Consider the following 12,025-nt stretch of genomic DNA (forward strand, 5'->3'; position numbering starts at 1 on the left):
CTCATTCGGTGAGCACTTTGGGCGTGATCCTGGATTCATGAACACGTTCCTCGCCGCCACCGCCGACGACTGGCGTTCCTGGCTCGCCCAGCACTCCGGCAGTGAGAAGGAGGTGTGGCTGCTCATCCACCACAAGGACAGCCCCGTGCGCACGATCCGCTACGCGGAAGCGATCGAGCACGCGCTGTGCTTCGGCTGGATCGACAGCCACCACCGCAAGCAGGACCACACCAGCTCGGCGCTCAGGTTCAGCCCTCGCCGGTCCGGCAGCGGCTGGAGCGCCGTGAACCGCGAGCGCGCCGCGCGGATGATCGCGGCGGGCCTGATGACACCGCGCGGCCAGGCGCTGGTCGACCACGCCAGGGCCACGGGCACGTGGGAGATCCAGGCCCCCGGCGACCTCGACGCGGCCTTCGCGGGCAACCCCGTGGCGCGCGAGAACTTCGACGCGTTCCCGCCGTCCTCGCGGAGGCTCATCCTGGAATGGGTCGCGCAGGCGCGCAGGCCGGAGACCCGGCAGCGGCGGATCACCGAGACCGTCGAACTGGCCGCGGTGAACGTGAGGGCTCATCATCCCGCTGCCAGGCACGGGTGAGCCCCCGACGTCCTGCGGAAGCGTTCCGACGGGACTAACCTCCGGCCATGAGCGTGGATGTGCGGCCCACTGTCGTCGTGCGCAGGCCGCGGGCCGAGGTCGCGGCCTACATGTTCGATCCCGCCAACGACCTCGCGTGGACGGGCGGGATCACCGCGAGCAGGCCGGAGCAGCCGGGGCTGCTCGCCGAGGGTGCGACCGTCGTACGCACCGCGAAGTTCCTCGGCCGCACATTCGACTACGGCTACGTGGTGACCGCGCACGAACCGGACCGGCTCGTGGAGATGAAGGTCGACAAGCCGTTCCCGATGATCGTGCGGTACGAGCTGGCGGACGTGCCGGAGGGGACGAACGTCGCGATCGGGGCGACCGGGTCGCCCGGTGGGTTCTTCGCGGTGGCAGAACCGTTGATGCGGTGGCAGGTGCGGCGCAGCATCGCCGCGGATCTCCGGCGTCTGAAGGAAAACCTCGAGGGCTAGACCGAATGGCCGATGTGTGCGGCCTGCCCGGTGGCAGGGTGGATCTCCTAGGGGATCGACTCTCGGGGGAGTGCCGCCATGGAACTGTCGCGCCGTGAACTGCTGACCCGCACCGGCCAGGCCGCCGCGGTCGCCACCGCCGCGTCCACGCTCACGATCGGCACGGCGCAGGCCGATCCGGGCGTGAAGCTGACGCAGGGCACCAACATCTCGGTTTCCCGTTCCGCCGACGGCAAGTGGCTGGCGATCGACCTCGTCACGGCGATCTGGGTGCTGCCGGCCGCGGGTGGCACGGCGCGGAAGCTGACCGACGAGCTGCAGGACGCCACGCTGCCGTCGTTCGGTCCCGGCAACCAGATCGCGTTCCAGTCCTATCGAGACGGCAACTACCACCTCCACGTCATCGGTCTCGACGGCAAGGGGCTGAGGCAGCTCACGCGGGGCAGGTACGACCACCGCGAACCCGCGTTCTCGCCGGACGGCAAGAAGATCGCGTTCGTCGGCGACCGCGCCGGCAGCTACGGCGTCCACGTCCTGGACGTTGCTTCCGGAGCCATCACGCAACTGACGGGTGCGCCGGACGAGGCCGCGGCGCCGCAGTGGTCCAGGGACGGCCGGCGGATCATCTTCATCTCCGGCAACACCACGGTCGACGTGGTTTCGTTGGACGGCAAGCGGGAACGGCTCGTCACGGCGCCCACGGGAATGCAGCTGTTCGGGGCCGCGTTCGGTCCCGGTGACCAGCCCAGCTACACGCTGATGCGGCCCGGTCAGGCCGAGCTGATGCTGGGCACCAGCGCTGTCGTCACCGGGCAGGACGTCTTCGGGTTCGCACCCGTGTGGGACGGCGACCGCGTCCTCTACACCGCGGACGGCAAGATTCGCTGGTACGCCAACGGTTCCGTCACAGACATCCCGTTCGAGGCCACCGTGCCGGTGCGGAAGGTCGAGCGGCACCGCACGAGAAACCTCCGCGGCGGGCCGGTCAAGGGCATCGCGGGGCCGGTGGTCTCCAGCGACGGGAAGATCGCGTTCCGGGCCCTCAACGCGCTCTACCTCCTCAGCAACGGCAGGACCACGAAGCTGACCGACGGCAGGTACTTCGACTCCGACCCGGACTTCTCCCCGGACGGCACGAAGCTCGTCTACGCCAGCGACCGCACCGGCGCCGCGCAGCTCTGGGTCCGCGACCTGAAGACCGGCGAGGACAAGCTCTTCGCACCAGCACCGGGTGCCCAGACCACCCCGCGCTTCTCCCCGGACGGCACCAAGGTCGCCTACGTGGACCACGACGGCCAGGTCTGGATCGCCGACGCCGCCGGCCGCCGCCAGATCACGTCCACGCTCTTCCAGCCGGGCAGGCCGACGTGGTCCGCGGACGGCACGGTCGTCGCACTGGCCGCGGTGAAGCCGTTCTCCCGCAGGTTTCGCGAGGGAACCAGCCAAATCCTGAGCGTCGACCTGGCGAGCGGCGAGCTCAAGTACACCGAGCCCATGCCGTTCCGCTCCATCGCCACGCGCGGCGACGACGGTCCCGTCTGGTCCCCGGACGGCAAGCACATCGCGTTCGTCGTGGAAAGCGTCGCCTGGGTCGTTCCCGTCGACGCCAAGGGGAACTTCCTCGGCGAACCGCGCCAAGTCACCCGTGAGGTCACCGACTCGCTCGCGTGGCACGGCAACGACGCCCTGGTGTATCTCAACAACGGCAGGCTCCGGAAGTCCACTCTGGACGGCAAAGCCTCCACGATCCGCGTGAACCTCGACTGGAGGAAGCCCGGGGCCCCCGAGCGCAAGGTCGTCCGCGTCGGCGCCTATTGGGACGGTGAAGCGCAGGACCTCCGCCAGAACGTCGACATCGTCGTGGAAAACGGCTGTGTCAAGGAAGTCCGCCCGCACCATGGCCGCGCGGACGTCGACGCCTCGGGGCTGACCGCCATCCCCGGCCTGATCGACGCCCACAACCACTGGCACCTCCGCGGCCGCCAGTGGGGCGCGCGGCAGGGCAACGTGTGGCTGGCGTACGGCATCACGACAGTCCGTTCACCCGGTGACCCGGTCTACCAGATGGTGGAAACCCGCGAAGCCCTGGCGGCGGGAACCCTGACCGGGCCACGCTTCTACGCCACCGGCGAGGCCATCGACGGCTCCCGCGTCTACTACAACTTCATGCGCCCGACGCTCAGCAAGGCCCAGCTCGACCTGGAGCTGCGCCGCGCGCACGAGCTCGGCTACGACATGATCAAGACCTACGTCCGCCTGCCCGTCGAACTGCAACGCGCCGCCGTCCAGCGCTCGAAGGTCCCGCTGTCCTCGCACTACCTCTACCCGGCCGCCAACCTCGGCATGGACGGCATGGAACACGTCGGCGCCACCAACCGCCTCGGCTACTCCCACACCGTGACGCGGCAGGGCAAGGCCTACCAGGACGTGGTGTCGCTCTTCACCAGCTCCGGCATGTCCATGACACCAACGCTCTTCCACAATCGCGCGCTGTTCGCCGAGGACAAGTCGCTGGCCACCGACGAACGCACCCGCGTCCTCTTCCCGCCGTGGGAGTACGAGCGCTACCTCGCCGACGCCAACAGCGGCGGCGCGGCCTCCTCTGCCCACATCCTGCGGAACTGGGTCGAGTTCGCGCTCGCCGTGCACCGCGGCGGCGGCCTGGTCATCTGCGGCACGGACGCACCGCTCGACGCCCCGGCCACCGCCACCCACATGAACCTGCGCGCGATGGTGAAGTACGGCTTCACCCCACGCGAAGCCCTCGTCACCGCCACCCGCAACCCGGCCCGCTGGCTCGGCCTGCCGCTCGGTGCGATCAAGCCGGGCGCGCCCGCGGACATCTCGTTCGTCGAGGGCAACCCGCTCGCCGACATCAAGGCGGCGGCGAACGTCAGGCAGGTCATGGTCGGCGGCCGGGTGCACGAGATCGCGGATCTGCTGAAGCCCTACCAACAGGCCCAGTCCATGTCCACAACGGACACTCTGGAACCGTTGCCGTCAGCGCAACACAAGCCGTGGTGGCACGAACCGGAGTGGGCCGAGCACGTCTGCTGCGACCACTGACCTACCTGCGCAGTCGTGAGATCGCCAGGAACGCCGCCATGGCGACCAGCAGGAACACCGGCACGAGCAACAGGGCGTCCGGCCCGGCCGGGGTGGCCGACCAACCGGCGTCGCGGGACGCGCCGTCGATTGTGACGCGGATGACGGTCAGGTAGGTCAGATGCAGGGCGATGGACGCCCAGAGTGAACCGGTGGTGATCCTGGCGACCAGCAGAGCCGCGCCGAAGACGGGGTACAGCACCGCGTACGCGACCGGGTCCTCGCCGGCCGGGGCGAAGCCGGGCGCCGGCACGTTCTCGCCCAGCAGGGTGCCCACTGCGGCGTGCACGACGGACGAGGCCGCGCCGGCGAAGGTGAACAGCAGCACGGTGGTGAGGAACGCCGTCCACCTGCGCAGCGCGTCGTCGAGCGTGGTGTAGACGTACCCGCGGAAGACGAGCTCCTCCGGGAACGCCTCCAGTGCGAAGGCGATCAGCGCGTTGACGACCAGAAAACTCACCAGCTTCGGCAGGTCGAGCGTCCCCCAGGACAGCCAGCCTGCCGCCGTGCCCGCGCCGAACACGACCGCCGCCGCGCCGCCCGTGACCAGCAGGCCGAGCCCGAACGCGCGCAGGCTCGCCGCACCGCCGGTGAGCCCGAGACCGGACAGCGGCCGGCGGTCGATCCGCTTGCGCAGCAACACGATCAGCGACACGGCGAGCGCGAGACAGATCACGGCGGCCAGCGCCTGGCGCGGAGTGCCGCTCAGCCCGGTGCGGGTGGCGACCGCGCCCGCGGTGCCGAGCGCCACCGCCATGACGCAAGCACCCGCCACGGCCCGTGCGATGGCTGCGATCCGGGACGGCTCCTTCAGCGGTCTCTGCGACTGGGTGTTGACCATCAGTCCCCCTCGGTCTTATTTCGGTCAACTGTACAGAAACCAAGCTCTGGAGTAGAACTACCGGGTGAGGAGGTGGACGTGCCGAAGATCGTCGATCATGAGCAACGCCGGTGGGAGCTGGTCCGCGCGGTGTGGGCGGTCATCCGCGAGCGAGGCGTCCAAGGCGCGTCCGTCCGTGCTGTGGCACGGGAGGCGGGTTGGTCACCGAGCTCGGTCCAGTACTACTTCTCCACCCAGGCGGAGCTGTTGCTGTTCGCGCTCAAGGCGATCTCGGAGGCCGCCGAGCTGCGCCTGGCCGTTCCCGACACGCCTACCGACCCCCGCGAGCGGGCGCTGACCCAGCTGGAACGCCTGCTTCCGATGGACGCGGACTCACGGGTCGCCACCGAGATCTGGGTGGCGTTCCTCTCTCTCGTGCGGATCGACGCTCAAGCCCGCGAGCTCAACTCGGCAGCCCACGTCCAGGTGACCAGCCTGTGCCGCGAGCTGCTCGAAGGAATGGCCGGCGCCGGGCAGATCGCCCCGGACGCCGACCTCGATCTCGAAACCAGCCTGCTGCAGGCGTTGTTCGACGGCATCGCCCTGCACGCGGTGACCGTGCCGGAACACATGCCGCAGACGCTCGTGCGGCGGTTGCTGGCACACCACCTCGACCGGCTGCGCCCGTCCTGAGCCGTGCCGGAAGCAGCGCGTGACTCGGCGGTTCCGGGTCGGAGCGCTGGGCGCAGAGCGGAAATTCTTGGCCACGACGAAAAACGTGTCATTTTCACCGTGGTGAATCTCGTTTTTCGACTCGAACGCCATCGATTCGACTACCAGTGCTTGACGCATTCCACACTTCCCGCGAGCGTCCTGTGGGCAAATATCCGCGCACTGGGTCGGGGGCGTCTGTGGCCGGTATTCGTCGATGGCAGAAGGTGCGATCGGTCACGGCCACGAGTCTCGTGGCGTCTCTTGTCGCAGCGACGTTCACGGTCCACGCAGCCACGACCGCGGCGGCGGCGACCGGGCCGGAGCTGTCGGTGGACGTGTCCGCCGCGCGGCACGCGATCAGCCCCGGCATCTACGGTCTGAACGGCGGCGATCCGGCGTTCAACGCCGAGATCGGCCAGACGGTGGCGCGCTGGGGTGGCAACACGTCCAGCCGCTACAACTTCAAGAACCGCACCTACAACACCGGCAGTGACTGGTTCTTCGAGAACATCGTCGCCGACGAGGCGCGCTCCCTCGAGGGAATGGTCGGGTCCAACCTCGACCGCGGCATCAAGCCGGTCGTCACCGTGCCCATGATCGGCTGGGTGGCCAAGGACTCGCCGTCGTCCCACCCGTTCGCCTGCGGGTTCCCGGCGACCCGGTTCCCGCAGCAGGACAGGTTCGACGAGTGGGACCCCAACTGCGGCAACGGCCAGCTGAACGGGCAGAACCTCACCGGCGTGCCCACCGACACCTCGATCCGGGCGGACGCGGCGTTCGCCGGCGAGATGGTGTCTCACCTCGTCGACAGGTTCGGCACGGCGGCGCAGGGTGGCGTGCCGATCTACGAGCTCGACAACGAGCCGGTGCTGTGGGCCCACACGCATCGTGACGTGCACCCCGAGCTGGTCTCGTACGACGAACTGGGCGGCAAGGGCACGGCGACCGCCGCCGCGATCAAGGCCGCCGATCCCAGCGCGGCGGTCCTCGGCCCGTCCGGCTGGGGCTACTGCGAGTGGGTCGCGTCCGGAGTGGACGGTTGCGGGCCGGGTGCCGACTCGGCCGCGCACGGCGGGCTCAACCTCTCCCAGTGGTACCTGAAGAACATGAAGGACTACAGCGACGCCCATGGTGGTACGCGCTACCTCGACTACTTCGACCAGCACTTCTACCCGCAGATCAGCGGCGGCAAGGACCCGGAGGCCAACGCATGGCGGCTGCGGTCCACCCGGTCGCTGTGGGACCCCACGTACGTCGAGGAGTCCTGGATCGGCCCCGGCGGGGTCAACGCGCCGCCGCTGCAGTTCATCCGCACGATGAAGTCGTGGATCAACCAGTACTACCCCGGCACCAAGACCGCCATCACCGAGTACAACTGGGGCGCGCTGGACGACATCAACGGCGCGCTGGCGCAGGCCGACGTTCTCGGCATCTTCGGACGTGAAGGCCTCGACCTCGCCACGATGTGGGGCGAGCCCAAGCCGACCGATCCGGGTGCGTACGCGTTCCGGATGTACCGCAACTACGACGGCGCGGGCAGCCGGTTCGGTGACACCAGCGTGTCGGCGAACTCCGGCGACCAGGGCAAGCTGGCGGTGTACGCGGCGCAGCGCTCGTCCGACAACGCCCTGACCGTCATGGTCGTCAACAAGACCGGCGACGACCTGACTTCACCGCTGTCGGTGGCCGGGTTCGACAGCACCGGTGCGGCGCAGCGGTTCACCTACGGTCCGGCGAACCTGGGTGCGATCGTGCGCGGCAGCGATCTCCAGGTGACCAACGGCCGTGTCGAGGCGACGTATCCGGCGAACTCGATCACGCTGCTGGTCCTGCCGCCGGCCGGGTGCACGGCGAGCCTGCAGACCAACGGCGAGTGGGGCACTGGACACGTCGCGACGGTGACGGTGACCAACAACCGCAGCACCGCGATTGCCGGGTGGCGGGTCAGCTGGACGTGGCCGGCCGGCCAGCAGGTCACCAACTCGTGGAACACCGCCCTGAAGCAGAACGGTACCGGCGTGGTCGCCGCGGATGCCGGGTGGAACGGCTCGATCGGCGCGGGTGGCAGCACCACCTTCGGGTTCGCGGCCACCGGTCCGGCGGCGGCACCGAGACTGACCTGCAGCCCCACCTGAGCGGCGGCTCCCGCAGGCCCTCGACAAATGATCTGCGTCCGTCCGCGGGGTCGTGACACGATCGTGCCATGACAGACTTCGCGACCCCGGAAGACATCGCCAAGCGCAGCAACGCGGCCAAGGAAGCCGCTGTGGCAGCAGGTCGCGAGCTCGGCCTGGAGATCACCGAGGGCAAGGTGCTCTACGAGCTGTTCTCCGTCGTCGTCCACCTCGCGCCGTCGCCGGTGGTGGCCCGCATCCCGACGGTCCTGCCGCACACGACGACCCTCGAAGACCTTGCCAGGCGCCAGCAGCAGGAACTGGATGTCGCGCAGTGGCTGCACGACCAGGGCACACCGGTGATCGCGCCGAGCCCGCTCGTGCCGCGCAAGCCCGTGCAGCGGGACGGTTTCTCGATCACGTTCTGGCCGTTCACCGACGAGGACAAGAGCAGCGAACCCGACTACGTCAGGAACTCCGAGCTCGCCGCCGACCTGCACAAGGCGCTGCGGGACTACCCCGGCGAGCTGGACTTCCTGTCCTCCGCCGAACCGCGGTTCGTCCGGGAAGGGCTCGACCGGCTCGAGAGCCAGCCGGACGTCGTCGACTCCGCGGATCTCCAGCGGGCCAAGCAGGAGTGGCAGGTGCTGGAACCGCTCGTCAGCGACGAAACCGAGTTCCAGAAGGCATTTCCGGGCATCGACCTGCAGCCCATCCACGGCGACTCGCCGCCGGCGAACATCTTCGCGAGCACGAACGGGCCGTTGTTCTCCGACTTCGAGCTCGTCACCAAGGGCCCGGTCGAGTGGGACCTGGGCGGCCTCGGCCCCGAGCTCGAAGCCGCCTACAACCGCGGTGCCGCGAAGAACGGCCTGAGGCCGCTCGACAAGGACGTCCTCAGGTTCGTCAACGCGGTCGGCGCGATCCGGGTGATGGCCTACCTGTCGTGCGCGGACCAGTTGCCCGCCATGGTCGAGTCCATGAAGCCGTTCATCAACCAGTGGCGGGGCACTGAACCCTACGTGCGGTGACCACGATCTTCACCGCGCCTTTCACCGCTCAGCACCGCGATGCACCCGTCTGAGGGGCGAAAGACGCGGCAAAGGTTAGTGCTCACCGCACTACGCGTGAGCCGCCGCCCGATCTCCCAGCCAGGAAACGACTTCCTCGGCGGGCAACGGCTCGCTGAGGAAGTACCCCTGGACGACGTCGCAGCCGGCCTCGGCCAAAGCCGTCCAGGTGTCCTGGTCCTCGACACCCTCGGCAACGGCCTGCAGACCGAAGTTCCGGGCCAGAGCCACCAGCGCGTGCACGATAGCGCTGTCACCAGCGTCGGTGCACATGTGCGTGACGAACGAACGGTCGAGCTTCATCTCGTGCACGCGCATGCTGCGCAGGTAGGAGATCGACGAGTAGCCGGTGCCGAAGTCGTCGATGGACAGCCGCACCCCGAGCTCGGTCAGGCCCCGCAGCACCTCCACCGCGCGGTCCGGGTCGGAGATGATCGCCGACTCGGTGATCTCCAGCGTCAGCAGGCGAGCGGGCAGGCCGTGGCGCTTGATCAGGTCGGCGACGTCACCGGGGAACTCGGCGTGCAGCAGGCACGCCGCGCCCACGTTGACCGAGACCGGGACCTCCCAGCCCGCGTCCTGCCAGGCACGGCACTGGCGTAGCGCGGCGTCGATCACGTAGCGGGTCAACGGCTCGATGAGGCCGTTCTCCTCGGCGACCGGGATGAACTCGTCGGGGCGCACGAGGCCGCGCGTCGGGTGCTGCCAGCGGGCCAGCGCCTCGACGCCGCACACCGCGCCCGTGTCGGCCAGGGCCTTGGGCTGGTAGTGCAGGAACAGCTCGCCGCGGTCGATCGCGTGGCGCAGTTCCGTGACGGCGGTGAGCTGGGACGCGCCCCGCTCGTGCAGGCGTGCGTCGTAGACGGCCACACCGGACTTGTCGCGCTTGGCCGCGTACATCGCGATGTCCGCGTGCCGCAACAGCTCGTGGCCGTCCATCGAGTCCACGGGACACATGGCGACACCGACGCTGCCCGCGATCTCCAGCTCCAGGCCCTCCAGCGTGACCGGCATGGCCAGCGCGGAGAGGATCTTGTCCGCGACCATGCGGGCGTTGTCCGCCGAGCCGACGCCGGGCAGCAGCACGGCGAACTCGTCGCCGCCCAGCCGCGCCACCAGGTCCGTGTCCCGCACCGCCCACGACAGGCGGTTGGCTACCTGACGCAGCAGCAGGTCACCGGAGTGGTGCCCGAGCGAGTCGTTGACCTCCTTGAACCGGTCGAGGTCCACGATGAGCAGGGCAAGCGGCTCGTTCTTCTTGCACGCCTTGGTGACGGCCTGTTCCATCCGGCGCGCGAGCAGCGTCCGGTTGGCCAGCCCGGTCAGGGCGTCGTGGTGGGCCTCGTGCTCGTTCTTGGCGGCCTGGCGCAGGATCTTGCGGCGATGGCCGAGCAGCACCATGCCGAACAGCGCCACGAGGAACGCGTCCAGCACGAACGCGATGATCTGGGCGACCCGCAGCCTCGAGTTCTTCTCGTCGGCGGTCCGCAGGTACTCGGTGGTGTCGAGGCGCTTGTCGCCGATCGTCGAGGAGATCTGGCGGCGCAACGACGAGTGCGCGAGGTTCGCCTGGTCGGCCTGCAGCGGGTCCTGGCCCGCGATCACCTTGCGCAGCATGTCCGAGGTCTGGTCGTACAGCGGCAGCAGCTTGGTGGCTTCCGCGATGTCGTCGGGCTGGCCCTGAGTGCGCAGCCACTCCAGCTCACCACGTGCGGAGCCGACCGAGTTCTGCAACGGCTCGACGGTCTGCGGTGTGCGGGCGACCTGCAGGTCCCGCAACGCGTTGTCGGCGATGTCGATGTGCTCCAGCACGCGGCTCCACCGCTCGCTGGAGTCGTTGAGCTGCCGCACGTGTGCGGTGGTCGCCTGCGCGCTGACGCTGCTCCACAGCGCCAGTCCCGCCAGGGCCAGCAGCCCGGTCGTCAGCCCTGCCGTCGCCACCCGTGCGGTGGCGCGGCCCTCCCAAAGCCTCACCGTGCCTGCTCCAACGGTCGCACCCAGCTCGCCGGGTCCTCGACGAAGGTGTCGATCTGCGGCTGGAAGAACGCCCTGCGCGCCTTCTCCGACTCCTGCCGGTGCAGGATCTGCTCGAGGTTCGCGGTGGTCACCGTCAGCCCCGGTGTCTCGACCCAGCCCTCGGGTAACCCCCCAGCACCTGTCGCGTGCCGCGCGAGCAGCCAGCCCGCCACAGCGCCCTTGAGGTAGTGCTCAGGCGAGATCGTCGCCACCATGGCCCCGTCCCGCACCGCCTGCAACGTTCTCGGGTCGACCCCGAAACCGCCCACCAGCCACCTCGCCGACTTCTCGGTCTTGATCGCTGCGAGGTTCACCCCGTCGCAGTCACCGGTCCCAACGAACGCCAGTGCGTCCGGGTTCGCGGCCACGAGCCGGCGCCACGCGTCACGATTCGCTTCATCGTCACGTTGCGTGTCGAACGGCCCCAGCACCAATACTCCCGGTAGCTTCTCGGCAAATCGCCCCCGAATGCCTTCTGCCCGGTCGTCGAACCCGGCGAGTCCCGGCGAGGTGTTTCCCAGCACCACTGTTCCGGTCGCGTCCGGGGGCAATCGGCGCATCAACTCGTCAGCCAGCTTTTCGCCGAGTTCGTAGTTGTCGTTACCGATGTGCAGTTTCACGCCGGAACTCGCGGTGAGTCGCATGTCCACGCCGACCACGGCGACGTGCTGGCCGAGCGCGTCCCCGATGGCGGGCGCCATCAGCGCGGGTTCGGACGTGGCGACCGCGATTCCGCCTTTCGCGGCGAGCGTCAAATCGGCGAACAACTCGACTTCCTTGTGCCCGTCCTGGCCGGGCGGCCCGGTCACGGTGGCGCTGACACCGCCGATGCGGCCGACACCCTCGTGAAACCCGCTGGTCATCTCCTGGGCGAAGGAACCACCGGTCCTCTTGACGACGAATCCCACGTGCGGCAGCGCGTCGGACTTCGCGGCGCCACCGCACCCGGATAACAGCACCAGACTCAGCGCCAGCGCCGCAGCTCGCATGGATGACCTCGGGCTCGCTCGAGAAGACGGGTGAGTGATCTCTCCAGAGCGGCCGATGCTACATCGCTCGGTGCCAAATCGGGATGACGCCTGCCAATAACGGGAAGCGCTTTCACGTTACGG

9 protein-coding genes are annotated in these 12,025 nt (G+C 69.0%); 6 read left to right on the forward strand and 3 right to left on the reverse strand.

The window, feature by feature from the left end; translation table 11 throughout:
• Positions 1–37 precede the first annotated feature (37 nt).
• From ABFX45_RS15370 to ABFX45_RS15380, 3 genes are all read left to right on the forward strand, one after another.
• Positions 38–595, forward strand: coding sequence for a YdeI/OmpD-associated family protein (locus ABFX45_RS15370; RefSeq protein WP_346130506.1), 558 nt, complete (start codon positions 38–40; stop codon positions 593–595).
• Between the two features lie 47 nt (positions 596–642).
• A complete protein-coding gene (locus ABFX45_RS15375) occupies positions 643–1,074 on the forward strand; it encodes an SRPBCC family protein (RefSeq protein WP_112225912.1) in 432 nt (143 codons plus the stop codon).
• Positions 1,075–1,152: 78 nt separating this feature from the next.
• A complete protein-coding gene (locus ABFX45_RS15380) occupies positions 1,153–4,140 on the forward strand; it encodes an amidohydrolase family protein (protein WP_112225911.1) in 2,988 nt (995 codons plus the stop codon).
• Between the two features lies 1 nt (position 4,141).
• Here ABFX45_RS15380 and ABFX45_RS15385 read toward each other — a convergent pair whose 3' ends face one another.
• The gene (locus ABFX45_RS15385; RefSeq protein ID WP_346130509.1) at positions 4,142–5,020 is read right to left on the reverse strand and encodes a CPBP family intramembrane glutamic endopeptidase; all 879 of its coding nucleotides are present in this window, start codon (positions 5,018–5,020) and stop codon (positions 4,142–4,144) included.
• 78 nt (positions 5,021–5,098) lie between these two features.
• On the opposite strand from ABFX45_RS15385, the gene ABFX45_RS15390 reads away from it, so the two are divergent.
• The 3 genes from ABFX45_RS15390 (at position 5,099) to ABFX45_RS15400 (ending at position 8,858) form a co-directional block, all read left to right on the forward strand.
• Complete coding sequence (locus ABFX45_RS15390) at positions 5,099–5,692, forward strand: TetR/AcrR family transcriptional regulator (RefSeq protein ID WP_170154900.1); 594 nt, start codon at positions 5,099–5,101, stop codon at positions 5,690–5,692.
• A 272-nt stretch (positions 5,693–5,964) separates the two neighbouring features.
• The gene (locus ABFX45_RS15395) at positions 5,965–7,848 is read left to right on the forward strand and encodes a glycoside hydrolase family 44 protein (RefSeq protein ID WP_346130512.1); all 1,884 of its coding nucleotides are present in this window, start codon (positions 5,965–5,967) and stop codon (positions 7,846–7,848) included.
• Between the two features lie 68 nt (positions 7,849–7,916).
• Positions 7,917–8,858: a phosphotransferase gene (locus tag ABFX45_RS15400; protein ID WP_346130514.1), complete on the forward strand. Its 942-nt coding sequence runs from the start codon at positions 7,917–7,919 to the stop codon at positions 8,856–8,858.
• 90 nt (positions 8,859–8,948) lie between these two features.
• Here the strand turns inward: ABFX45_RS15400 and ABFX45_RS15405 are convergent, their stop codons facing one another.
• Positions 8,949–10,871: a putative bifunctional diguanylate cyclase/phosphodiesterase gene (locus ABFX45_RS15405; RefSeq protein ID WP_146231511.1), complete on the reverse strand. Its 1,923-nt coding sequence runs from the start codon at positions 10,869–10,871 to the stop codon at positions 8,949–8,951.
• Positions 10,868–11,902: a sugar ABC transporter substrate-binding protein gene (locus ABFX45_RS15410; protein ID WP_346130516.1), complete on the reverse strand. Its 1,035-nt coding sequence runs from the start codon at positions 11,900–11,902 to the stop codon at positions 10,868–10,870. Before ABFX45_RS15410 ends, ABFX45_RS15405 begins: the two co-directional genes overlap by 4 nt.
• Positions 11,903–12,025: the final 123 nt, after the last annotated feature.

It is taken from the genome of Lentzea roselyniae (genome assembly GCF_039537795.1).
Taxonomy (GTDB): domain Bacteria; phylum Actinomycetota; class Actinomycetes; order Mycobacteriales; family Pseudonocardiaceae; genus Lentzea; species Lentzea atacamensis.